General features: G+C 58.3%; 19 protein-coding genes. 10 read left to right on the forward strand and 9 right to left on the reverse strand.

Annotated features, from left to right (window positions below):
* Positions 1 to 11: 11 nt before the first annotated feature.
* On the forward strand, positions 12 to 527 hold the full coding sequence (locus ACUNV4_RS09225) for a hypothetical protein (RefSeq protein ID WP_430878224.1): 516 nt from the start codon (positions 12 to 14) through the stop codon (positions 525 to 527).
* Positions 528 to 618: 91 nt separating this feature from the next.
* On the opposite strand, the gene ACUNV4_RS09230 is transcribed toward ACUNV4_RS09225, so the two are convergent.
* The 7 genes from ACUNV4_RS09230 to ACUNV4_RS09260 form a co-directional block, all read right to left on the reverse strand.
* Positions 619 to 1,338, reverse strand: a complete 720-nt coding sequence (locus ACUNV4_RS09230) for an exonuclease domain-containing protein (RefSeq protein ID WP_430878225.1) — start codon at positions 1,336 to 1,338, stop codon at positions 619 to 621.
* 5 nt (positions 1,339 to 1,343) lie between these two features.
* A complete protein-coding gene (locus ACUNV4_RS09235) occupies positions 1,344 to 3,248 on the reverse strand; it encodes a DUF294 nucleotidyltransferase-like domain-containing protein (protein WP_430878226.1) in 1,905 nt (634 codons plus the stop codon).
* The gene (locus tag ACUNV4_RS09240) at positions 3,202 to 6,009 is read right to left on the reverse strand and encodes an ATP-binding protein (RefSeq protein WP_430878227.1); all 2,808 of its coding nucleotides are present in this window, start codon (positions 6,007 to 6,009) and stop codon (positions 3,202 to 3,204) included. The genes ACUNV4_RS09235 and ACUNV4_RS09240 overlap by 47 nt, the downstream gene beginning before the upstream one ends.
* Positions 6,009 to 6,362, reverse strand: coding sequence for a hypothetical protein (locus tag ACUNV4_RS09245; RefSeq protein WP_430878228.1), 354 nt, complete (start codon positions 6,360 to 6,362; stop codon positions 6,009 to 6,011). Before ACUNV4_RS09245 ends, ACUNV4_RS09240 begins: the two co-directional genes overlap by 1 nt.
* Positions 6,359 to 6,730, reverse strand: coding sequence for a response regulator transcription factor (locus ACUNV4_RS09250; RefSeq protein ID WP_430878229.1), 372 nt, complete (start codon positions 6,728 to 6,730; stop codon positions 6,359 to 6,361). Before ACUNV4_RS09250 ends, ACUNV4_RS09245 begins: the two co-directional genes overlap by 4 nt.
* Before the next feature lie 79 nt (positions 6,731 to 6,809).
* Positions 6,810 to 7,697: a response regulator gene (locus tag ACUNV4_RS09255; RefSeq protein ID WP_430878230.1), complete on the reverse strand. Its 888-nt coding sequence runs from the start codon at positions 7,695 to 7,697 to the stop codon at positions 6,810 to 6,812.
* Positions 7,684 to 11,079, reverse strand: coding sequence for a hybrid sensor histidine kinase/response regulator (locus ACUNV4_RS09260; RefSeq protein ID WP_430878231.1), 3,396 nt, complete (start codon positions 11,077 to 11,079; stop codon positions 7,684 to 7,686). Before ACUNV4_RS09260 ends, ACUNV4_RS09255 begins: the two co-directional genes overlap by 14 nt.
* Positions 11,080 to 11,369: 290 nt before the next feature.
* Between ACUNV4_RS09260 and fmdA the strand changes: the two genes are divergently transcribed.
* From fmdA to ACUNV4_RS09275, 3 genes are all read left to right on the forward strand, one after another.
* Positions 11,370 to 12,602 carry a formamidase gene (gene fmdA / locus ACUNV4_RS09265; RefSeq protein WP_430878232.1) on the forward strand — a complete coding sequence of 411 codons (1,233 nt, stop codon included), beginning with the start codon at positions 11,370 to 11,372 and terminating at the stop codon, positions 12,600 to 12,602.
* An 11-nt stretch (positions 12,603 to 12,613) separates the two neighbouring features.
* The gene (locus tag ACUNV4_RS09270) at positions 12,614 to 12,961 is read left to right on the forward strand and encodes a zinc ribbon domain-containing protein (RefSeq protein ID WP_430878233.1); all 348 of its coding nucleotides are present in this window, start codon (positions 12,614 to 12,616) and stop codon (positions 12,959 to 12,961) included.
* A 144-nt stretch (positions 12,962 to 13,105) separates the two neighbouring features.
* Positions 13,106 to 13,621 (forward strand): AmiS/UreI family transporter, encoded by a 516-nt coding sequence (locus ACUNV4_RS09275; protein WP_430878234.1) that lies wholly within the window; start codon positions 13,106 to 13,108, stop codon positions 13,619 to 13,621.
* A gap of 85 nt (positions 13,622 to 13,706) precedes the next feature.
* Here ACUNV4_RS09275 and ACUNV4_RS09280 read toward each other — a convergent pair whose 3' ends face one another.
* Positions 13,707 to 14,474, reverse strand: a complete 768-nt coding sequence (locus tag ACUNV4_RS09280; RefSeq protein WP_430878235.1) for a GntR family transcriptional regulator — start codon at positions 14,472 to 14,474, stop codon at positions 13,707 to 13,709.
* A 160-nt stretch (positions 14,475 to 14,634) separates the two neighbouring features.
* Here ACUNV4_RS09280 and ACUNV4_RS09285 point away from each other — a divergent pair, with 160 nt between their 5' ends.
* From ACUNV4_RS09285 to ACUNV4_RS09310, 6 genes are read left to right on the forward strand one after another with little or no spacing between them, the layout of a single operon-like run.
* Positions 14,635 to 15,810: a M20 family metallopeptidase gene (locus tag ACUNV4_RS09285; protein ID WP_430878236.1), complete on the forward strand. Its 1,176-nt coding sequence runs from the start codon at positions 14,635 to 14,637 to the stop codon at positions 15,808 to 15,810.
* 19 nt (positions 15,811 to 15,829) lie between these two features.
* Complete coding sequence (locus tag ACUNV4_RS09290; protein ID WP_430878237.1) at positions 15,830 to 17,386, forward strand: ABC transporter substrate-binding protein; 1,557 nt, start codon at positions 15,830 to 15,832, stop codon at positions 17,384 to 17,386.
* Between the two features lie 13 nt (positions 17,387 to 17,399).
* Positions 17,400 to 18,350 (forward strand): ABC transporter permease, encoded by a 951-nt coding sequence (locus ACUNV4_RS09295; RefSeq protein ID WP_430878238.1) that lies wholly within the window; start codon positions 17,400 to 17,402, stop codon positions 18,348 to 18,350.
* Positions 18,347 to 19,186, forward strand: a complete 840-nt coding sequence (locus ACUNV4_RS09300; RefSeq protein WP_430878239.1) for an ABC transporter permease — start codon at positions 18,347 to 18,349, stop codon at positions 19,184 to 19,186. Before ACUNV4_RS09295 ends, ACUNV4_RS09300 begins: the two co-directional genes overlap by 4 nt.
* Positions 19,183 to 21,246, forward strand: coding sequence for a dipeptide ABC transporter ATP-binding protein (locus tag ACUNV4_RS09305; RefSeq protein WP_430878240.1), 2,064 nt, complete (start codon positions 19,183 to 19,185; stop codon positions 21,244 to 21,246). Before ACUNV4_RS09300 ends, ACUNV4_RS09305 begins: the two co-directional genes overlap by 4 nt.
* Positions 21,243 to 22,466, forward strand: a complete 1,224-nt coding sequence (locus ACUNV4_RS09310; protein WP_430878241.1) for a M20 family metallopeptidase — start codon at positions 21,243 to 21,245, stop codon at positions 22,464 to 22,466. The genes ACUNV4_RS09305 and ACUNV4_RS09310 overlap by 4 nt, the downstream gene beginning before the upstream one ends.
* 131 nt (positions 22,467 to 22,597) lie before the next feature.
* On the opposite strand, the gene ACUNV4_RS09315 is transcribed toward ACUNV4_RS09310, so the two are convergent.
* A complete protein-coding gene (locus ACUNV4_RS09315; protein ID WP_430878242.1) occupies positions 22,598 to 23,374 on the reverse strand; it encodes a GntR family transcriptional regulator in 777 nt (258 codons plus the stop codon).
* Positions 23,375 to 23,479 lie beyond the last annotated feature (105 nt).

Below are 23,479 nucleotides of genomic sequence, written 5' to 3' on the forward strand. Positions count from 1 at the left end.
ACCTTCAATACATGATCGTCCAGCTCATTACCGTCGTTATCCTGTCTGTTGCCTTGCTCCTCATGGCCTGGGCACTCTTTCGCACCTTGAAGAGACCGATGCCTCGCACCTTGATCCCGCTGATCATCGGGTCAACGGCCATCGGTTACGGCATTTACAGCGAATATACCTGGGAAGAGCGAACACTGGACAAGATGCCCGAGTCCATCGTCCTGGCAGACAGTTACGTCGGCACATCGGTGTTCTCTCCCTGGTCCTATCTGTTTCCGCGTAACGATCGACTGATGCTGGTGGACACGGCAACGATACGACGCAACCCCGATCACGCCAATTACGCCATGGTCGATCTGCTGTTGATGCAGAGATTCAGTCCGGTCGCCAAGGTACGGCAACTGGTGGATTGCCGCAATGCGAGGCGTGCCGATCTGACCGCCGAACCGGAATTCGATGCACAGGGTCTGCCCGTCAATCTGGACTGGAAAACACTGGATGCGTCGAATCGTCTGCTGGAAACAAGCTGCCAATAAGGCAAGGCTTCGGATTGCGTAGGTTCAACGGCGTCCCCCTGCAACGCCGTCTGAAACAAAGCATCGCCTTCTCGTTACATGGGGCTGCCGCTCAGTAGCTGCGAGTCAGATCCTCGAGACGCAGCGGGCGTGTCGTGGTGCGGTAGGCAATCTGTGCCAGCAGCAGTTCGCCTGCGCCAATGGCATCGCTGAGGGCGTCATGTGCACGATACCTGGGCAGTCCATATTGCTTACGCAATGCGTCCAGGCGTAATGATCCGGGGGCGATGGGCGAACCGGAGCGAATGAGCTTGCGCTGTTCCAGTTCGAGAGTGTCAACGAGCGGCGCCACGAAGGGGCAGCCGTAGAGGCGCCGGCAGACAATGTCCAGAAAGTCATGCTCGATGCGCGCGCTGTGAGCAACCAGGACTCGTCCTGCAAGGGCCTGCAACAAGGGCGGCAAGGCTTCGGCAATCGGCAGTCCTTCCCCGGCACGGTCATCGAGAATACCGTGTACCACGGCAGACGATTCAGGAATGGCACGCTGCGGCCTGACCAGATAGTGACGGGCTCCATCCAGATGCAGACCATGACCGGATATCGTCACGAATCCGATACTCAGCAGTTCGTCTCGTTGTGGCACAAGCCCCGTCGTTTCGATGTCCAGCGCCAGATAATCGGTCGAGACCGATGGGGTTGCCGGATTCACGAACGGCACGGCATAGTAATCGCGTAACGGCCCGGCAGGCGCTCGCTTCAGCCACCAGAGCCTTTGACGCTCCAGCGAGAACAGCCGGCGACAGACGAAACTGCTCATGGTGCGTTCGAGCATCAGGATCAGCGTCCGAACCGTTGAGCCAGCGAACGTTGCATCGTGCGCACGATGGCAAAGGCATCCTTCAGATGTCCACGCTCGAAGCGTGACAATGTGTCAGGAGCCACGAGGCTGTCCGGTTCGATGCCGGCCTCGAGTTGGCGCGCCTGATGCCGAAAGCGCGTATCGGCGAGAAAGGTCAATGCGTCGCCAAGATCTCGCGCGCCACTGTCGCTGAGCTCATCGGTGTTGGCGGCAGCCTTGAGTCGTTCCCGGGTATTGACCTCATCGATTCCGCCCGCCAGAGCATACACCCGGGCCAGTTCCACTATCGGCACAACGCCTGCATGCTTCAGGTCGAGCACACCGGCTTCGTCGCGTCCGCCACTCAGTACGAAGTTGCGGAAAAAACCGAGCGGCGGCTGTCGTGTAAGAGCATTGCCTGTGAGGTGTGACAGAAAGATCGAATTGCCACGGGTACGTTCCAGCAACGAGCTGCGCAGTGCGGCGCTCAGAGCAGCATCACCATAGAGGTGTCGCAAGTCGAAGAACGTGCAACCGTGCATCAGGGCTGTGGGGTCAGGGTTGTCGATCCAATGGACGAATCGGGACTGCCAGTTCGACAAGGGTTCACGCCATTCAGGATTGGTGGCCATGACATCGCCGGGGCAGTGAGGTTGACCGCAGCGGGCGAGGCCGTCGCAGACGAAATGTGCCAGTGCTTCGAAATAGGCACCGTGCTGGTCGGGGTCATAGGCGTCGTCCAGTATCAGTGCATTGTCCTGATCAGAGGCGATGGTGAATTCACCGCGAGCCTGAGATCCTGCTACTACCCAGGCATAATCCACCGGCGGAGCACCGAGTGTCAGCTCGGCAAGTTCCAGCAGGCGGATGGCCAGCGCATCAGCGATGCCCGTGACAATTCGCTGGGTACGCTCGGCCGAAGCACCTGCCGCCGCCAGATTTCGTACCAGCAATGGCAGTCGCCCGGCAATGTCCGCAAGTGTGTCCACCGTGTCCTGACGATGGATGTCAGCGGCAAGGTAGACCGACGATGTCGTATGACGCTCGATGAAATCCGAGGCCGTGACGACACCCGCTACCCGGTTCTCTTCCACGACAGGCAGGTGGTGGATGCGGTGTCGAGCCATGGTCAGCAGGGCATCATAGGCGTTGGTGTCGACACTGGCCGTGACGGGTGCCAGGGTCATGACATCACTCAAGGCAGATTCGTAGTCGAGCCCTGCCGCGATGACACGTAGCCGCAAGTCGCGATCGGTGAGCACGCCGAAGAGCATGCCGTCCTCGACGACCAGCATAGACGAGACCTTCTGCTCGCTCATCACCTCGGCAGCCTGGCGAATGGAGGCTGTTGGTGGCAGGTGAATGGGTTCACGTGACAGCAGGTCGCCCAGTCGCGTATCGGTCAGGTTCAGTGGAGAGTCGCTGGATTGCTCATGGTGACGCACCGCATCTCGCAGGCGCCCCGCACCGGTGGGCGCCAGAAACCAGGCAATCTGACTGTGCTCGTCGCAAAGACGGTCGACGATACTGGCCGGCAGTCGATAGAGCAAACTGTCCTCAAGCGCAACATAGTGATGGCCTTGCGCAAGCTCGTGGGCCGATGCGCGATAGCCGAGCAGATCACCTTCGCCCAGACGTGCAAGCAGCTCGCCGGACTCTGCGCGCAGCTCCACGGCGCCACTGCGAACCAGGCTCAGCGCGGGCTCTCCCTGTTCGGCTTCGGCAATTTCCGATTCACGGCGTACATAGCGCACGGTCACCGCTTCGACGGTCGTTACCAGTTCCTCGGCAGGCAGTTGATCGAATGGGCGCTGTGCAGCGATGAAATCGCGTATTTCCAGTTCTTCGATATCCATGTCAATGACCTGATTGCGTATCGGAAGCATTCCCTGTGGTGGGGTCATGCCTGTCATCATCCGTCTGGCACGGTAGCTCGAGCGCGAAGACGGTGCGGCCCTGGCCGGTCTGTGCTACACGCAGATGACCACCATGATGCTCGGCGATATATCTGGATATGGGTAACCCGAGGCCGGTGCCCAGCGATTCGCCGGCATTCGCCCGATTCGCCTGATGAAACTTCTCGAAGACATGATCGACATCCTCCGGGGCAATGCCGGCGCCATTGTCTTCCACCTCCACCCGGCAATGATCACCGCAGCTCTGCAGGCGTAGCTCGATGCGACCGGCGTCGGCATTGCAGAATTTCACCGCATTCGACAGCAGATTGACGAGCAGCTGCATGAGCCTGTCGCCATCTGCATCGACAGTCACGACCTTCTCGGGCAGTGACTTCACCATCGTGATGTTGCGCTCGCGCATGAGCTGACTGACCGTGGCCAGAGAATCGTTGACGATGTCACGCAGATCGACAGTGTCATGCCGCCATTCCATCCGTCCCGATTCGATCTTGGCCAGATCGAGAACCTGGTCAACGAGTCGCGTCAGGCGTTCGGATTCCTTGACGATGATATCGAGAAACTCCTCGCGTTGCGTATTCTCCATTGCCGGATTGGCAAGCAGGATTTCGGAGAAGGCACGGATGGATGTCAGCGGTGTGCGCAATTCATGACTGACCGTGGCCACGAATTCGTCCTTGAGTCGATCAAGTTCCTGCAAGCGTTCATTGGCCGATCGCAATTCCCGTGTGGCTGCCTCGAGTTCACGCGACTGGCGTTCGAGTCGGCGGCTGTGGCTGCGCACCTTCGAGCTTTCTTCCAGAATGCTGAGCACGCTTTCGATAGTCGGTGCGGTACCGCCTGCGACAGAATCGATCATGACGCGAGCCGATGATGCGCCGATGGCTCCGGCCAGCAGACGTTCACTGTGCTCGACCAGCACCGGAGAGGCAGTCTCCTTGCGATGCGCCTCGATGTTGACCGATCCGCCTTCGTCCCGGGTATTCAATGCCGAGGCAAACGCTCTTTCGGTGCGTGCATTTCCCAGAAAACGGGCAACCAGAGTCTCCAGATCACCCACCGATGCATGCCCTGGCAACGAGTCGGCATCAAGCCGTCGGCCACCATCGGCGAAGACACCGACGAAACGTTCTGCCTGAACGCGCTCGATCACCGAGCGGGTTCCGAACAGGGACAGAACGACCAGCAACCCCGCATTGGCCAGCATGCTCCAGAACAGTGAATGGGTGATGGCGTCGAGTCCTGTCAGGCCGAACAGGTGATAGGGGTGGAGCAGAGCGATACCGAATGGCCCGTCGGTAACGAAGCTCTTCGGCAGCCAGCCTGCCTGCGCGAATTCCGGCAATAGCAGGGTATAGAGCCAGACGGCGAAGCCGGCACTGATCCCGGCAATGGCGCCCACTCGACTGGCAGCCTTCCAGTAGAGTCCGAACAGCACGGCAGGCGCAAACTGTGCCACGGCGCAGAAGGACACCAGACCGATGGTCACCAGGGCATAGGACTCCCCGATCAGGTAGAAGTGCAGATAGCCGAGCAGCAGAATGACGAGAATCGTCACCCGCCGTATGCGCATCAGTGTTCGTCCGGCATCGAGCCGGGTCGTGAACGATCGACCTCGTGTCCGTAGTAATACAGGCATGAGCAGATCGTTCGAGACCATGGTGGTGAGGGCGATGGTGGCGACAATGACCATGCCGGTTGCCGCCGAGAGTCCGCCGAGAAAGACAAACAGTGCCAGCATGCTGTGCTGCTCGGCCAGTGGTAGTGTCAGTACATAGAAGTCGGGATCGACGCTGCCGGTCGGGAAGCGCATTTCCCCGGCAAAGGCAAGTGGTAGCACAAACAGGTTGATGATCAGCAGGTACAGCGGGAACATCCACATGGCACGGCGCACATGGTTTTCATCAACGTTCTCGATCACGGCCATGTGAAATTGCCGTGGCAGGAACATGACGGCCACCATCGATAGCAGGGTCAATGACAACCAGCTGGTGTACCCCCCCGGCAGGCTTTCGGTTCTCGTCAGGGCATGCAGTTGTGGATCGTTCATGGCCTGCCGGAACACGTCCCCCGGGCCATCGAAGAGGCTGAAGCTTACCCAGAGTCCGACGGCGAGGAAAGCGACAAGCTTGAACAGCGACTCGAAGGCAACGGCTGCGACCATGCCTTCATGGCGTTGCGTGATATCCACATTGCGCGCACCGAACAGGATGGTGAAAGCGGCCAGCGCCAGCGCGATCCAGAAGGCGGTGTCCTGCCAGGGTAGCTCACGAACAGTCGCAGTCATGTTGCCCAGTTCGGGATAATCGCGCAGGACGACATAGCTGGTTGAAATCGCCTTCAGTTGCAGCGATATGTAGGGCAGGATGCCGATGACGGCAACGACGGTAACGAGTCCGCCAAGCAGCGCGCTCTTGCCATAGCGCGAGGCGATGAAGTCTGCAATGGAGTTCAGTCGTTGCAGGTGGGAAATGCGAATGATCTTGCGGAGCACGAACCACCAGGTGGCCGCCATCAGGGTCGGTCCCAGATAGATGGGCAGAAAACCCATGCCTGTATTGGCGGCGCGGCCGACGCTGCCGTAGTAGGTCCAGGCCGTGCAATACACGGCAAGAGACAAGGTATACACATAGGGATTGGCAATGAGGCTTCGGTCGGCCGCGGCTGTTCGTTCGCCAAGATGTGCAATCACGAACAGCACGCCCAGATAGCCCAGTGAGGCGAACAGGATGAGGCTACCGGACAGCATCAATCGTCCATCGGGTGACGCTGGCCAGTTGCCGGTGTCTCGATATCGCTGGCCGAGTCGGTGTCAACGCTATCGTCATTGCCTGTATGATCTTGCCGCGTTCTTGCGGAGCGACCTGCAAAGGCACTGTTCGGCGCGTTTCGGCGAACGCCAGGTTGACTGCGGCGCTCGACCAGCGCAGCCAATCCTGCGATCAGTAGCGCCCAGACAACGAGGACATGCAGGAAAGGCAGGGGAATGCCGAACACCATGGCATCTCGATCGAACAATGAGAGCAGAGGGTAATTCAGGGCGAGAAGCCCGATGATGGCCAGAGCACTGAAACCTGCACCCGACTCCCAGGCCGGTCTCACGCGTCACCAAGTAACGATTCGACCCGCTGGACCAGTTCCCGGGTGGAGAACGGTTTGGTCAGGTAATCGTTGGCCCCGGCGGCCATGCCTTTCTCGCGTTCGATCTCCCGCCCTCTGGCCGTGAGCATGAGCACGAGAACTCCGCAGGTTTTCTCGTTGGCACGAAGCGTCGAACAGACAGTGTAGCCATCGAGCGATGGCAGGTTCACATCAAGCAGAATCAGGTCGGGTAGTTGTTCGGCTACGGCATCCAGAGCATCCTGTCCATCCCCTACGGAGCGTACGGAATGACCCGCCTGCTTCATCAGGAATTCCAGAGAGAGGGCGATGTTGCGTTCGTCCTCGACAATGAGTATGTCATGCGCCATGCAATGAGTATACTGCGCAGGGAGTTCGCGTGCACATCTGCTTGCGACGGGGTTATCGGTCGGCTCTGCGGGCGGAAAGTCAGTCCTGCGTCGAGATGAAATTCTGATTGGCCAGCGCGGCGGCGGCGGTGCGTGTCTCCACCCCCAGCTTGGTGAAGGTATGCTCCAGGTGCTTGTTCACGGTGCGTGGACTGATCCCGAGAATATCGGCAATTTCCCGGTCAGTCTTGCCCTTGGCTATCCAGGACAATACCTCGGTTTCTCGTGGCGTCAGCGCTGCTCTGGATACTCTGTCCCTGGCTTTGCTGCTGGCAGTCTGTGGCCGGATCAACAGCAGCGTTTCGCCATTGGTGGTATCCCCCAATGCTCTGATGCACAGATTCGTGGTGTTTTCCTTGAGCAGGTTCGCCCACCATGTGGAATCATTCATGTTGTCCGTACCGATCTCGAGCCTTTGCAGTATCGGTTCGACGCCAGGTGAGCACCAGACCGATTGACTGTGTACATCCAGCCGTACAATGGCCAGACCCGCCTTGTCGATGGCGGTGTGAGCCAGCCTGATCTCTCTTGCGCTGACAATGTGTGCCCGCAGCCTGGCCAGAATCTCGACTTCCCGGATGGGCTTGATGACGTAATCGACACCCCCCGCATCGAAGCCCTGCAGCACGTCGGACGTGTCTGACAGACCCGTCATGAACAGGATGGGAATATGTGCCCAGAGGGGGTTGGTCTTGATCCGTCTGCAGGTATCAAAGCCTGATAGTCCCGGCATGATGGCATCCAGCAGGATCGCATCCGGGCTTGTGTGTTGCAGGCGAAGGATGGCGCTGGCACCGTCGCGCGCAACCAGTACGGTGTATCCCGCTTTCTCCAGCGTGTCGTAAAGCAGCCGCAGACTGCCGGGCTCATCGTCGACAATCAGCACCACTGCGTCGCGAGTCTGTGAATCCTGCCTATTCGAGTTCATTGTCCGCTCTCATGAGTGCGTCTTCGAGGCGATCGAGTTCGAAATTCTGCAGCCACCGGCGCGCGGTGTTGCACGACGGCGTCAGTGTCGAATCCTCATCTTCCAGTTCATCAAGCAGGTGTTGCAGAGCTCTGACGTTGCCAGCCCGCGCCTGATGCAGCAGAGCCTGTCTGGCCCTGTCATCGAAGGTGAAGTCATGTGTTGTACCGGGGGGTGTCCTTCCGACTGTTGGTGTCAGCGGCGCCGAGCGATGGATCCATTCGAGGCCGATCTCGCTTTTCAAGGCGGCACGCAGTTCGGATTCCAAAACAGGCTTGGCCACGAATGCACTGGCGTCAATGCTTGCCATCCTGGCCTCGTGATCACCGAGTACGTCGGCCGATACGATGATGATGGGCAATGTGTTGAAACCCCGTTCACGAATCTGCCGAGCAGTCTCCCAGCCGTCCGGTTCCCCCATGCTCAGATCCAGCAGGATGGCATCCGGCAAGGGCTCTTGCAGTTGATCCAGACATTCCTGCCCCCCGGCCGCTTCCTTGATCGTGAATCCCAGTGGACTGAGCAGGGCCGTCAGCATCTGTCTCTGTACAGCCTGATCATCGACGATCAGCAAGGTGCGTGCAGGGCCACTGTAAGCCATGATCTCCGGCTCGGACTCCTCTTCGGTCGTACAGGTATCGCTCAACACCAGTGGTAGACAGACCTCGAACACACTCCCGCCTTTCAGTTCACTGCTCAGGTGCAGTTGTCCATCCATGAGATGAATCAGCTTTTCGGTGATGGCCAAGCCAAGTCCGGCACCCGGTTCGCCGAGTATTCGGCCAGCAGCGCCGCGTTCGAATGGCTGGAAGATGCGCTCCTGATCGTGTTGCGAGATGCCGATACCGGAATCGATGACACGGAGGACCAGTCTGTCATCTCTGGTTCCCGTGTCAAGTGTGACGGTGCCGGTATCCGTGAACCTGACCGCATTGGTCAGTAGATTGATCAGAATCTGCCGCAATCGTTTCGCGTCGGCCAGAATGAAGTCCGGCGTTTCCGTGGAGTCCAGATGCTCCAGTCTCAGATTCTTCTCCTGGGCCAGGGGACGTATCATCTGCAATATTTCTTCGAAGAATACCGGTAGATGCAGTGATGCGGGTTCGAGTCTCACTCTGTCCGCTTCGATACGGGCCAGATCCAGTAATTCATTGATCAGGTCGAGCTGGTGCTCACCGCTCTTGCGTATCGTGTCCACCGCCTGGCGCTGGGATTCTCCCAGGCTGGAATCGTGCAACAGAATCTGTGAGTAGCCCAGAATTCCATTCAAGGGGGAACGCAATTCGTGAGAAATGCCTGCAACATAGCGGGTTTTCGCCTCATTGGCCTGTTCGGCCCTCTCCTTGGCACGCTGCAAGGCGGCATCCGTCAGACGGTGTGCTTCGCTTTCCTGGGTCAGCAGTTCGTTCTGCCGGTTCAGCTCGTACTGCGCCATGCGACGACCTTCCTTGCCCAGCACGGTCCACCAGCTGGATATGGCGGCAACGATCAACAACAATACGGCCATTTCGACAAACAGGCCCGAGATCAGGACATGTTGATCCGAGGTGAGAGGTCTCGACTCTGCCTGAAGATAGACCAGGCCGAGTACCGCGCCGAATATGGTGCATTGCGACAGAAGGACAACCAGGTAGCTACCCACACGGCGGTGAACCAGATTGGCAGACGTGTTGGGCAAGAGGACGCCGAACATGCGCTGCACCCAGCGTGAGGGGGGTGGATGCGACTTGCACATGTCATGGCAACGTGATTCCAGTGTGCAGCACAGCGAGCAGATCCATGAGCCATAGGCGGGACATTGCACCATGTCGTCGGATTCGAAGCTGTTATCGCAGACCGAGCAGTGCAGAATTGCCCCACGTGGTACCACTGCCTCTTCCTGGCGGGCAATATAGAAACGACTGTGCGTGAGCAGGGCCAATAGCGGCGTCATGACAAAGGTACTGCCCAGTGCAATGAAAGGCGCAAAGGCCTGCGCCACGTCGCCCCATATGCCCAGTTGTGCTACTGCAGCAATGATGGCTGAAATGATCATCGAACCGATCCCCACCGGATTGAAATCATGCAAGTGGGCTCGTTTGAATTCGATGCCTGACGGGCTCAGGCCCAGCGGCTTGTTGATGACCAGATCGGCCACCAGGGTCCCGATCCAGGCAACGGCGATGATGCTGTACAGGCTCAGCACGTGTTCGAGGGATTCGAATATGCCAAGCGTGATGATCAGCACCGCAATCAGGCAGTTGAAGACCAGCCACACGACTCTCCCGGGATGGCTGTAGGTGAGGCGTGCAAAGAAATTCGACCAGGCCAGAGAGCCGGCGTAGGCGTTGACGATATTGATCTTGATCTGGGACACGACCACGAAGGTCAGCGTTGCCAACAGGACGAGGTCGGTGTTGCTGAAGACATGCGAGAATGCTGCAAGGTACAGACGTGTCGGTTCCATTGCCTCCTCGATCGAGCCGCCGGCCTCCAGCAGCATGAATGCCAGAAACGCTCCGCCGAGAATCTTCAGGGCACCTGGAATGATCCATCCGGGGCCGGCGAGTATGACGGCGGCCCACCAGCGGCCGCTGTTGGATTCCGTCTTTTCAGGAAGGAATCTGAGGAAGTCGACCTGTTCGCCAATCTGTACGATCAGGGCAAAGGCGATCGCGGCGGCGGCTGCGAACTGCAAGGGTTCAAACCCGCCACTGTCCGATTCGGCGCCGCTGAATCGAGTGAAGGCGCTGTAGTGCTGTGGTTCCGTCAACAGGATGATCAGGTAGGGAAGAACCAGCAGCAAGAGCCACGGTATCTGGGACCACAGTTGTATACGTGAGATGAGGCTGATGCCGCGTGCTACCAGCGGTACGATGATCAGGGAACTGATCACGTACCAGAGCCACAGCGGCAAGGGTATCAACATCTGCAGTGCCGTGGCGAGAATGGCGGCCTCGAAGGCGAAAAAGATGATGGTGAAGGAGGCGTAGACGAGTGAGCTGATGGTGGAACCCAGGTAGCCGAATCCGGCGCCGCGAGTCAGCAGATCCATATCCAGGCCATGACGCGCTGCGTAATAGCTGATCGGCAGCCCGGTCAGGAATATGATGATGGCAACAACCGCGATGGCCCAAACGGTATTCACGAACCCGTAACCGAGTACCATGGCCGCGCCGATGGCTTCCAGCGCAAGAAACGAGGCGGCACCGAATGCCGTGTTGCCAACGCGCCATATCGAGAACTTCCGTACGCTACGTGCCGTGTAGCGAAGCGCATAGTCTTCCATGGACTCGTCTGCCACCCAGCCGTTGTATTTTCGCCTGATGGGGAAAATCTGCTGGGGGACACGTTGGATAGTCATGATGCTACCCGGGGTACGCGATGAAGGCTCATGGATGAAATGTTCATTACCGACACATGACTGGGTTCTGGATTGTCTCCACTGACTGTATGCCAGGCAAGAGCTGCGTATCGAGTGTACGTAGATTGACGTATTGTGTCACCGTACCGGCATTGGCAATACTCGATAGCGAAACAGCCAGTCAATGCGCCAGGCCGCGACTCCGGGCAATTTGCCCGTCACGCATGAATTGTCGCTGCGACCTGTCTGTTTCGACTCTCACCACACTCAGAAACCAGAAGAGGTATGCCATGGCCGATACACTGATCAAGGTTGACTTGAACAGCTCTCCTTACGAAAACGAGAACGTTCACAATCGATGGCACCCGGACATTCCGATGGCGACCTGGGTCGAGCCGGGAGATGACTTCATACTGGAGACGTATGACTGGACGGGCGGTTTCATCAAGAACGATGACAGTGCCGATGATGTTCGTGACGTCGACCTGTCCACGGTGCATTTCCTCAGTGGCCCGGTTGGTGTGAAAGGCGCCGAAGCCGGTGACCTGCTGGTGGTCGAGTTGCTGGACATCGGCGCCAAGGAGGAGAGCATGTGGGGCTTCAATGGCTTCTTTTCCAAAACCAATGGCGGTGGTTTTCTGACCGATCACTATCCGGCTGCGCAGAAATCCATCTGGGACTTCGAAGGCATGTTCACCAAGTCAAGGCATGTCCCGGGGGTTCGTTATGCCGGACTCATTCATCCCGGCCTGATCGGCTGTCTGCCGGATCCGGCACTGCTTGCCGACTGGAATGAAAGGGAAGTCGGGCTCATTGAGACCGATCCCGACAGGGTGCCACCGCTGGCCAATCCGCCATTTGCAGACACGGCTCACATGGGAAAGATGACCGGGGACGCAAGAGACAAGGCAGCATCCGAAGGTGCGCGGACGGTGCCGCCCCGCGAGCACGGCGGGAACTGCGATATCAAGGATCTGTCACGTGGCTCGAAGATCTATTTTCCGGTCTATGTGGACGGAGCGGGATTGTCCGTGGGAGATCTGCACTTCAGCCAGGGTGACGGTGAGATTACCTTCTGCGGCGCCATCGAGATGGCCGGCTGGGTTCACATGAAGGTATCCGTGATCAAGGGTGGCATGAAGACCTATGGGGTCAAGAACCCGCTGTTCAAACCCAGTCCGATTACCCCCCACTACGACGATTACATCATCTTTGAAGGGATATCCGTGGATGAATCCGGCAAGCAGCACTATCTCGATGTCAATGTCGCCTATCGGCAGGCCTGCCTGAATGCGATCGAATACATGAAGAAGTTCGGTTACAGCGGCGCGCAGGCCTATTCGATTCTGGGAACGGCACCCGTGCAGGGACATATCAGCGGGGTCGTGGATATTCCCAATTCCTGTGCAACACTCTGGTTGCCTACCGGGATATTCGACTTCGATATCAACCCGTCAGCGGCGGGTCCGGTCATTCAGGACTTCGGCGGCGTTTCCATGCCGATATCACCTGACAAGAACTGAGGTGATTCGCCATGCCGGTCTATGACTATCTGTGCGACGAGTGCGGGCCTCGGGAGCTTCATCGAGCCTATGAGGATCGGGACAAGCCCCTGTGTTGCAATGATTGCGAAACGCTGCTGAGAAGGGTCTGGTTGGCAGCGCCTCGACAAGCGCTTGTCTCATCTTCCTTGCGCAATGCCATGAGCACCAACGAACGCTCTTCCCATGAACCTCGCATGTCCCGGGACATGGATTCGGCCAGAGGAGCACATCCTCCGGGTTGTGGTTGCTGCTCGACTGGCAAGTCGGGAACGACCGTTACCGCCGCCAATGGTGCCAAGTCCTTTCCGACCAAAAGGCCGTGGATGATCAGTCACTAGGCAGTTCCCGTTCCGACTCGGTTCAAGACCCTGACGGTTGGCAGGCCAGGCAGGTCGTGCAGGAGATCTCCCTTGCACGACTTGCCATATCGGTGCGCTGACGCTGTCAGGCAGTGCCAATCATTCGCTTCTCGGAGAACTCACATGCTTCTTGGTCTCGCTTTGCTCTACGTTGGTGCCGTACTGGTGCTCAACGGCATCTGGCTGCACGGCCGAATCGGTGACAATGAAATCTGGGTCATCAATATCTTTTCGGGTGTCGTCACCTGCCTGGTGTCGTTCAAGCTGGCATTCGGTGCCAATGCCGATGCTGGCTCCATCAAGGCCGCGGCGCTGACGTTGCTTTTTGCCTTCACCTACTTCTGGGTATGTATCAATCGTTTCAATGGGTCGGATGGTCGAGGACTGGGCTGGTTCAGCCTGTTTGTTGCGATCACCGCCATTCCGGTTGCCATCGATACGCTGTTCAACGCGACATCGGTCTGGCAGATATGGTTCGGTCTGTGCTGGGCAGCGTGGGCGTTTCTGTGGTTCCTGTTTTTCCTGTTGCTGGCCATGAAGAAGCCGATTGCCCGGTTCACCGGTTCAGTCGCTGCCGTGGAAGGCATTCTGACCGGTTGGTTGCCAGGATACCTGTTGCTCGATGGCGTGCTGTCATAGCGCATCGCCGACAGTCAGGGTCGAAGCTGCGGTACGGATCTCCGGGCCTCCGTACCGCTACGACGTTCTGCCTGATCGCCGTGCGTCAACGCATCTCGTTGACATAACAGTGGGCTTCAGTCAATGCGGCATGGCGCATGATCAGCAGGGGCTCGTTGAGGGTGTCCAGTGCCAGCGCATCGATATCCAGCAAGGCCAGAGCAACTTCGTCCGTCTTGCCCAGTAACTGTTTTTCCCGCTCCGATGCCAGTCTGGCGGTCACTTTTTCATGTACGGCTCCCAACTGGATCTGGTGCTGCTCCAGCAACCAGTTGAACACCAGCTCGGGCACGTCCTCCGCCTGCTGAGGGAAGTCCGGAACGCGCGCCATCGGAACGATGAAGTTGTCCACCATGACAGGACTTCCGTCCGCCTCCCGGATTCGCACCATGTCTGACACCGTCGTGTGCTCGGCATCGAGCTTCAATCGATCCCGTTCTTCATCAGACGCCTCTCTGCAGTCCACATTCAGGGTACGGGTGATGGTCGTGATCAGACGACCATCCTGCGTCTGCAAGCGAAAGTACTTGTAGAACCGCGACAAGGTGTGATTGGGCATGCGACCGGTGACGACCGTGCCGGTACGCCGGCGCCGCATGACGATACCCTCGTTTGTCAGGTCCCCCATGGCTCGCCGGATGGTTCCATAGGACACACCCAACATGGTCGCCAGATCGATTTCGGCCGGCAGGACATCGCCGGCAGCCCAGGCTCCGGACGTGATCCGCTCGACAATTCTTTCCTTGACCTGTTCATGTAACGGTGCCGCGACAAGACTTGCACCCAGTTCCTGCACCTTCTGTTTATTAGCCACCGATAAAAAATTCCTTGCTTATTGTGCGAATTTATATTTCTATATAGTTATGAGAAATGAGATTCTACCTGTTCCTGACGTGAAATGGATGCTTTCGAGGCTTTCATCTCTGGTCGAGTGCAATACCTGCTTCCCTCCGGGCGACAACTACGCCTCAGTCATGGAGATTGTGACAAGTTTCTGTCAGGAATTGGACGCAAGCCACGAGATAGTGACCGTGCCTGAAGAGTTGTATCGATCGGACGAAGTCAGTGGCCCCCGAATCAATCTGTTGTCCAGACCGGCGATGGCCCTCACCGACGATCTGCCCGAAGTGCTCATTTACTTCCACATGGATACGGCACCGGAAGGTCATGGCTGGACCCGTCCCGCCTTCGGCCTCACCGTGGAACAGAACCGGGTGTACGGTCGGGGAACAGCCGACATGAAAGGGGCTGTCGTTGCGGTGCTGGATGCCTTGCGGCGACTGCGGCAGGCGGGTACCGTACTGAAATATCGTCCTGTACTGGCATTCTGTACCGATGAGGAAGGCGGCAAGTATCCGGGCATCCGCTATCTGGCTGAAACCCGGGAGCTGCCACCGATACTGCTGAACCTCAATGGTTCTGCCGATAACAGGATCTGGGCAGGCTGCTTCGGCTCGCTGACCTATGAGCTGGTTTTCACCGGCAAGACGGCTCATTCGGGAACTCCGGAAATGGGTGTCAATGCTGTCGAGGAGTCGTTGCCTGCCGTTCTGGCTCTGATGAAACTCAAGGAAAAGGTCGAGCAGCGAGAGAGTGACATGCCCGCCAGACCCTGGGCATCGGAGCCCCTGCGGGCCCGGCTGACGCTGACTTCCATCAAGGCCGGGGACATGGGCTCCGCAATTCCGGGTGAATGTCGCATCATCATCAACCGGCGTTATCTGCCCGAAGAGGAAGAATCTCAGGTACATGACGAATTGATGAGTGTGCTGACAGCTGCGTTGGCGGCGAGTCGCCTGTCCGGCTGGTCCATGACTCAGACGGGACATCTGCCGCCGGTCAAGAACCCGGATGGCCCGGGCACGGAGCGCTGGACAGCAGCCCGGGCTGCGGCAGCCGGTATACCCATGAGCGATTTCACTCGTTACGGCTCGTCCACCTCATCCGATTTCGGTTGGGTGCAACGGGCAGGCATTCAGCACATGCTGCTCGGTGGGCTGTCCCGGCCGGAGCGTAACGTTCATGGCCCGGATGAGCACACCACCACGGACGACCTGATCTACCTGTCGAAATCCATCGAGAATTTTCTTTCTGCCAGTTTCCACTTACCCGATACATCTTCGTCATCCATCACTGACAACAACCCCTGATCTCCCGGGAGAACATGCTATGAACGGTCCTACATTCAGTCGTCGACAATTCCTGCTGAGCAGCGCTGCGCTGGGTGTCGGCAGTCTGGGTCTGTCTTCTCTACCTGCCTTCGGAGCCAGTGCCGGTGGCACTCTGCGCATCGGGTTGAACATCACGCCCAACAAGCTCAATCCGATGCTCACCCGCTTGAACTCGGAATACATGCTTGCCGAGATGCTGTATTCGGGGCTGACCACGCTTGGCCATGACATGTCTGCACAGCCCGATCTGGCAACGGCATGGACATCCAATGAGGATGCGACCGAGTGGCGTTTCACCTTGCGGGAGAATGTCGTGTTCTCCAATGGGCAGAAGCTGACGTCGGCGGATGTGGTTGCCTCGTTCAACAAACTGCTCGACCCGGAAACCTCGGCACCCGGACGGCGTAATCTGGGGCCCATCAGTCGTGTGACCGCCGACGGTGATCACGCGGTTGTCATCAGCACGGAAACCCCGTTTGGCGATCTGCCGGTCGGCCTGACCTATCCGACAGCAAAGGTTCTTCCGGCCGGACTCATCGAGTCGGATTTCGCCGGATTCGATCAGACACCGGTGGGATCCGGTCCCTTCCGACTGGCCGAGTTCAAGCCGGATCAGGTGGCTGTACTGGAGAAAAACCCCGATTATTTCATTGCCGGGGAACCCTACCTCGATAGTGTGGAAGTTCGAACATTCCCCGATGCTGCCAGTGCGGCTGCAGCCATGCTGGCCGGTGAGATCGACCTGCTCAACGAGATTCAGCCAACCGATTACCAGCGGGTTGCCGATGCGCCTGGCATCGAGGGTCTGCTGACGCCATCCGGGCGTTTTCTGGATATCGTCATGGACAATTCAAGGCCGCCGTTCAATGACAAACGCGTGCGTGAAGCACTCTCCCTGTCACTCGATCGCGAGGCGATTGTCGAGCTGGTTGCAGAGGGTTTCGGCAAGCCGGGTAACGATTCGCCAGTCAACAGTGCGTATCGCTATCACGATGAAGCGCCGCTGAAGAGTTTCGACCCGGAGCGTGCCCGCGCCCTGCTGGCCGACGCCGGGTATCCGGACGGCTTGCAGCTGGAACTGGTGGCATCGGTCAAACCCGGGTATCGCTCCTCACTGGCCGTGGTAGTACGCGAGATGGCGCGTGCCAGCGGTTTTGATATTTCCATCAAGACCATGGATCATCCGACTTATCTGGATCAGGTCTGGAAAAAGGGCCAGTTTTATGTGGGTTTCTACAACATGCAACCCACTGAAGGCACCATCTTCAATCTGCTGTTCACCTCGGGTGCCTCCTGGAACGAAACCAGATGGAACAACGAGTCCTTCGATGCTCTGATCAGCGAGGCCGACCGTACGACCGATACGGCGCGACGCGCCGAGTTGTATGCCGAAGCGCAGCGTCTGATGCGAGAGGACGTTCCGGCCATCGTACCGTGCTTCTTCGATCTGCTGGCGGCCAAGGCCGAGTATGTGGAGGGCTATGAACAGCATCCGCGCGGCGCCAACTATGCGCTGCACAAGGTATCGCTGGCCGACAACGCGCCAACGCGCTGATAGCTGCTGAATCATGTCTCTCGGATTCCTCCTCAAGCGCTTGTCATCACTGGTGGTGACAGCACTGATAGTCTCGGTAATCGTGTTCGGCATCACCCAGTTGTTACCGGCAAATGCCGCGACGATGATTCTGGGGGAATACGCAACCGAGGATGCTCTGGCAGCGCTCAATGCCAGGCTGGGTCTGGATCAGCCTGCCTGGGTGCAATACTGGCACTGGTTCTCGGGTGTCGTGCAGGGGGACTTCGGTATCTCTCTGAGAACCGGACAGCCCGTGGGCCAGACCATTCTGTCGGCCTTTGGCAATTCGGCCATCCTTGCAGTCTTCGCGTTGGTTCTGGTCTCTCTCGTGTCAATCCCGCTGGGCGTGCTGGCGGCCGCCCGACGCGGGAAGCCGGCCGACCTCGGGGTGTCGTTGTTGAGCTACCTCGGCGTATCGCTGCCCGAGTTCGTGCTGGCAACGTTGCTGCTGGCCTGGCTTGCCAGTCCTGCCATTGCACTGTTCCCGGCATCCGGTTATGTCCCCTTCAGTGAGGACCCTCTGCGAGCGCTGCATCACATTGCCTTGCCGGTGCTGACACTGACCATCGTTCTGACCGCCCACGTCAGTCGCATGGTGCGCTCCGAGATGGTGGACACCCTGGAGAGTGATTTCGTGCGAGCGGCAAGGCTTCGTGGTCTGAGTCGCAAGCGCGTGCTGTACCGGCACGCATTACCCAATTCGCTCCTGCCCGCCATCACGGTCATCGCTCTGGATATCGGTTATCTGATCGGTGGCGTGATCGTGGTCGAAGAGGTTTTCTCGTTTCCCGGTGTCGGGCGGCAACTGATTCTGGCCATCCAGAACAGAGATCTTCCCATGCTGCAGGCTGGCGCATTGCTGATGGCGGTCACCTATGCCGTGGCCAATCTGCTGGCCGATCTGGCTTATGCGGTACTCGACAAGCGGATACAATTCGAATGAACGGTTTTCGTCGCACCTTCTCTGCACTGATCCGCACACCGCAGGGTGCTGTCGGTCTGCTGCTCTGTCTATTGCTGTTGGTACTGACCCTGTTCGGACCCGAACTGGCACCTCGCGATCCCGAACAGTTCCATTTCACTGACCGCTTTGCAGCGCCTTCTGCCGAGTTCCCTCTGGGTACCGACTGGTATGGACGTGATCTCCTGAGTCGAGTGTTGGCAGGCTCGCGTTCCACGATTCTGTTGGCCTTGCTGGCAACGGTCATCGGTACCGTGGCCGGTGCCGCCATCGGCATCGTATCCGGATTTCTCGGCGGTCGTACCGACGAGATCATCATGCGATTGAACGATGCCCTGATGGCGATCCCCAGTCTGCTGTTCGCCCTGCTGATTCTTTCCGTACTCGGCTCGTCCTCCTTCAATGCCGTGGTAGCCATCGGTATCGCCTTTACACCCGGCATGGCACGAATCGCGCGATCCGTGACGTTGCAAGCACGGGAGTTCGATTACGTGTCCGCCGCCAGGGCGCGAGGTGAGGGGACGGTCTGGATCATCCTGGCCGAGCTGTTACCCAATGTCATATCACCTGTCATCGTGGAAGCAACCATTCGTGTCGCATTTGCCGTGATGACTCTGGCAACTCTGTCGTTTCTGGGCCTCGGGGCGCAACCACCTTCGCCGGAATGGGGGTTGATGATTGCCGAAGGGCGTGACCACATGTTTCGCAGTCCATGGCCCATTCTGGTGCCGGGAGTTGCAATAGCACTGGTTGCCATCTCATTCAATCTGCTCGGCGACGGACTGCGTGACGCACTGAACCCACAGGCCAGCTCATGAGCGATTCGGACACCATACTGAAGATCGAGGATTATTCGCTTTCCTATGCCAGCAAGGCTGGGGAGGTGCGCATTCTGGATGACATCAATCTGCAGATCAGGCGCGGCGAAGTGCTCGGACTGGTGGGCGAAAGTGGATCAGCCAAGTCGTCTCTGGCCAATGCCATCATGCGAGATCTGACCGGCAAGGTCGCCAGCGAAAGCGGCAAGATCCTGTTATCGGGAACATCGCTGGTGGGGCGTAGTGAGGCCTCCATGCAGGAGATCCGTGGTAACCGTATTGCCATCGTGCTGCAGAACGCCAGTACAGCCTTGAATCCGACGATGACCATCGGCGACCACATCATCGAGACTCTGCAGGAACATGGACGCAGGAATGCGGAAGGTATACAGTCGCTGGCGCGGGATTTTCTGGACATGGTCGGATTGCCGGATCCAATAGCCATGATGAAGCGCTATGCTCACGAAGTGTCCGGAGGCGAAAAACAGCGCGTCGTACTGGCCATGGCCTTTGCCTGCGACCCCGAACTGATACTGTTTGATGAGCCGACTTCTGCGCTGGATGCCACAACCGCTGCGACCTTGCTGGATCTGTTCATCGCCTTGCAGCATCGCACCGGAGTGTCTGCACTGTTCATCAGCCATGATCTGGGCGTGGTCTCGTCGATTGCGAACTCGGTAGCCGTGATCTATGGCGGACGTATCGTCGAGCATGCTGCAACGGACGAACTGTTCAGAGAGCCTCGGCATCCCTATACGCGTTCCTTGCTGGCGAGCCTGCCAAGACCGTCGGACACACGTACGGGCAGACAGCTGGCCACGGCGGGCAACAAGAGCGCTCCCAGGATCGGGCCGGCACCGCCCTGCATCTACGCCGGTAGTTGTGCCTGGCATGAGCCATCACTGTGTGATCGTCAAGTGGTACGGCTGCCTCTGAACGTCGAGCATGCCGTTGCCTGCGTCAAGTCGGCGGACGTCATGGATCGGCAGGATCGCTTTCATGCCAGGTCTGACGCTGACGCGGCTTCCGTGACCGGTGACGACACCCCGGTGCTGGCCATGAATGGCTTTTCGGTGACGTATGGCAAGACCAGTCTGCTGGCAGCCTTGCGTGGACGCAGATCCGCCGTTCATGCGGTCAATGATGTCAGCCTTGCATTGTCACGTGGCGAGACACTCGCTCTGGTCGGAGAAAGCGGCTGTGGCAAGTCGACGCTGGCGAAGACGCTGGCGGGGCTGGTGTCGTTCGAAGGCGAATTGCTGCGTTCGGGCGTTCCGGTGCACGCCATGGATCAGGACTATCGTGCGCGTGTGCAGATCGTTTTCCAGAACCCGGACAGCTCGTTGAATCCTCGGCATGCCATCGGTACGATACTGGAGCGCCCCCTGGTACTGTATCGGAAGTCACTGAACTCCCGGGAACGAAAGCAGGAAGTGGGCAATCTGTTGCGGCGAGTACAACTGCCGGAGCACTATGCCGACAGATACCCGCATCAACTCTCGGGTGGCGAAAAGCAGCGCGTGGCCATTGCCCGCGCTCTGGCCGCGGAACCCGAAGTCATCATCTGTGATGAAGTCACCTCCGGGCTCGATGCCAGTGTGCAGGCCTCCATCACACAGTTGCTCAGAGATATCCAGCTCGACAGTGGCACTGCCTTGATCTTCATCACGCACGATCTGGCCATCCTGCGCCACCTGGCGCATCGTGTGGCCGTGATGTACCTCGGTGAGCTGATCGAGCTGATGGATATCGATGAGCTGGACAAGCCTCCCTACCATCCTTACACCGAAGCCCTGTTGTCCTCTTCTCCGTCGATCGACCCGTTGACAGCGACCCGTCGTATCCGTTTGCACGGTACTCTGCCGAAGCGTACGGAGCGGATCAGCGGCTGTGTCTTCGAAAGTCGCTGTCCTCATCGATTGGGCGAACAATGTGCAACCGAGCGTCCTCCGAGGCAGTCAGGTCCCGGCGGCCATGAAATTCAGTGCCATATCAGTATGCAGCAATTGTCTTCCCATACGCCGGTCTGGCGTGACATGGAAAATCCAAGTAAAACATGAAAATGACACCTCAGGAGTTGGTTGCTCAGATCGATGAGCAGGCCTGTCTGGACAGATTGGTCGATCTGGTACAGCACAAGAGCTATACGGAAACCGACGAGGAGCGAGCGCTGGCAGTACATGTACATGACATCGCCAGCTCACTGGGACTGCAGAGTGAACTACAGCCGGTGGAAGGCTCTCGCGTCAACACCATAGCAACACTCAAGGGGCAGGGCGGGGGCAGTAGCCTGCTGTTCAATGGTCATCTGGACACCAATCCAGCAACCTCGGGCTGGACTGTGGATCCCTGGGGCGGAGTCGTTGATGACGAGTTCATCTATGGCATTGGTGTGTCCAACATGAAGGCCGGCGATGCTGCCTATCTGTGCGCTGTGGAAACGCTACTCAAGGCTGGAGCCCGATTCAAGGGGGATGTCATACTCTCGTTCGTTGTTGGAGAACTGCAGGGTGGGATCGGTACGGTCCGCATGATCGAGCAGGGTGTTCGCGCGGACTACTTCATCAACAGTGAACCGACAGATCTACAGGCGCTGACGCTGCATGCAGGGGCCTTCTCCTATGAGATTCAGCTGCAGGGTTCCACACGGCATGTCTCCAAACGGCACGAAGCCTGCGATGCAGCGGCGGCAGCAGCTGCCCTGGTGCCACGTATCAATGGCATGACCTTTTCGGGTGTCACCGATCCTCAGCATCGATTGGTCAATCGCGGGCATGTCGGTGTCATTCGGGCAGGGCTGGGAGACGAATTTCATGAATGGCGTCCACCTCAGGTGGCTGATCGTGCAAAGTTGCTGGGTACCTGCCGTTATGCGCCAAGCCAGAGCGTGGACAGTGTGCTGGCCGATATACGCCAGATGCTGGATGCACTGGAGCTGGAGTTCCCCGGTCTTGTCAGCAGCGTTGCCTCTCACGATCTGCGCAAGGACAAGCCGCAGATGCCGCCTTTCGAAGTGTCACGCGATGCCCGTATCGTACAGGTCATGAACCGGGCCTATGCACATGTTCACTCGACACCACAGCCCACCGGAGCCATCATGCCGCCGGCATTCTTCGGAACCGATGCAGCACATCTGGCCGCGGCGGGCATGCAGGGGATCGTTTGCGGACCCGGTGGCGAATTCAACACCATGCCCGATGAACGGGTCAGAAAGACCCAGTTTCTGGATTGCGTGCGAATGTACATGCATGCGATCTGTGAGATCTGCGAGCTCGTGTAAGCTGCACTGAAGCAGGCCGACGGATTGTCGGTCTGCTCATCTGCCGCCTGGCCCGGCCGGGAAGTGGGCCGATCCAATGAGCCCTGGACGCGGAGCCACGCTCCTTGCTGTTGTGGGGGCCGATCATTTTTCTACCATTCGGTTGATTGCATGGCACGTTCACGGGCTTGCAGCAGATGTTGGCGCAGTGCTGTTCGAGCCTCCTTGACCTGACCTTCACGCAGTGCCTGCAGCAACACCAGATGTTCCTTGAATGCCGGGCCGCGGCTATGGAACAATGGCGGCAGATTCAGTCTCGCCAGCAGCATCGTTGTTTCTATCTTGGCATGAGCGTCCGCCAGGGGCGTGTTGTCGAGTGCGGCGACGATGGCTCGATGAAGTTCCCGATCCAGCCGGATGCGCAGGTCCAGCTGTGCCAGTTGATCTTCACTGGACGTTGGCTTGGCACTGACCACGGCCTCGGTTTCTCGCAGGAATCGATCGATTTCCTCGGTCGAGCAGCTCTTTGCGTAACTGCCAATGGCGTGATTCTCGATGAGTATTCGCGCATCGTAGGCCTCGGCGATGTCCTTCTGTCGCACTTCGCGTATCAGTATGCCTCTCTTCGGCAGCAGCTCGACGATGCGTTCACCCTCCAGGCGTTTGAGTGCTTCGCGTACCGATGCCAGTGAGTTCCCCGTGACGCGTGCAATCTCGCGCTGACTGATCAAACGCCCCGGACGGAACTCGCGCCGTAGCAAGGCATTCATGAATTGCTTGTAGGCCGTCTCCCGCAAGGTCACCAATGATTCACCGGTGTCCGCCACAGATTCGATCTCGCCAGCATCAGCAACATGGTCCTCGGCATCGTTCTGCTCATCCTGCACTTTAGTGTCGCGTGGCGTGTTCTCCACTGCCGGCATGTTCATCACTCCTGGCTGCAATCGTCGTTGACAACGTGTCGATACATGTTGACACAAACGGGATCGATTGACATACTCAACTGAGCGCTCAGATGAGATGTCAGGAAAGAT

This window comes from Granulosicoccus sp. 3-233 (genome assembly GCF_052681095.1).

Coding starts and splice junctions, on each gene's coding strand:
- ACUNV4_RS09225 (WP_430878224.1), top strand. CDS start 12: ATGATCGTCCAGCTCATTACCGTCGTTATCCTGTCTGTTGCCTTGCTC.
- ACUNV4_RS09230 (WP_430878225.1), bottom strand. CDS start 1,338: ATGCTCGAACGCACCATGAGCAGTTTCGTCTGTCGCCGGCTGTTCTCG.
- ACUNV4_RS09235 (WP_430878226.1), bottom strand. CDS start 3,248: ATGACCCCACCACAGGGAATGCTTCCGATACGCAATCAGGTCATTGAC.
- ACUNV4_RS09240 (WP_430878227.1), bottom strand. CDS start 6,009: ATGCTGTCCGGTAGCCTCATCCTGTTCGCCTCACTGGGCTATCTGGGC.
- ACUNV4_RS09250 (WP_430878229.1), bottom strand. CDS start 6,730: ATGGCGCATGACATACTCATTGTCGAGGACGAACGCAACATCGCCCTC.
- ACUNV4_RS09255 (WP_430878230.1), bottom strand. CDS start 7,697: ATGAACTCGAATAGGCAGGATTCACAGACTCGCGACGCAGTGGTGCTG.
- ACUNV4_RS09260 (WP_430878231.1), bottom strand. CDS start 11,079: ATGACTATCCAACGTGTCCCCCAGCAGATTTTCCCCATCAGGCGAAAA.
- fmdA (WP_430878232.1), top strand. CDS start 11,370: ATGGCCGATACACTGATCAAGGTTGACTTGAACAGCTCTCCTTACGAA.
- ACUNV4_RS09270 (WP_430878233.1), top strand. CDS start 12,614: ATGCCGGTCTATGACTATCTGTGCGACGAGTGCGGGCCTCGGGAGCTT.
- ACUNV4_RS09275 (WP_430878234.1), top strand. CDS start 13,106: ATGCTTCTTGGTCTCGCTTTGCTCTACGTTGGTGCCGTACTGGTGCTC.
- ACUNV4_RS09285 (WP_430878236.1), top strand. CDS start 14,635: ATGGAGATTGTGACAAGTTTCTGTCAGGAATTGGACGCAAGCCACGAG.
- ACUNV4_RS09290 (WP_430878237.1), top strand. CDS start 15,830: ATGAACGGTCCTACATTCAGTCGTCGACAATTCCTGCTGAGCAGCGCT.
- ACUNV4_RS09295 (WP_430878238.1), top strand. CDS start 17,400: ATGTCTCTCGGATTCCTCCTCAAGCGCTTGTCATCACTGGTGGTGACA.
- ACUNV4_RS09300 (WP_430878239.1), top strand. CDS start 18,347: ATGAACGGTTTTCGTCGCACCTTCTCTGCACTGATCCGCACACCGCAG.
- ACUNV4_RS09305 (WP_430878240.1), top strand. CDS start 19,183: ATGAGCGATTCGGACACCATACTGAAGATCGAGGATTATTCGCTTTCC.
- ACUNV4_RS09310 (WP_430878241.1), top strand. CDS start 21,243: ATGAAAATGACACCTCAGGAGTTGGTTGCTCAGATCGATGAGCAGGCC.
- ACUNV4_RS09315 (WP_430878242.1), bottom strand. CDS start 23,374: ATGAACATGCCGGCAGTGGAGAACACGCCACGCGACACTAAAGTGCAG.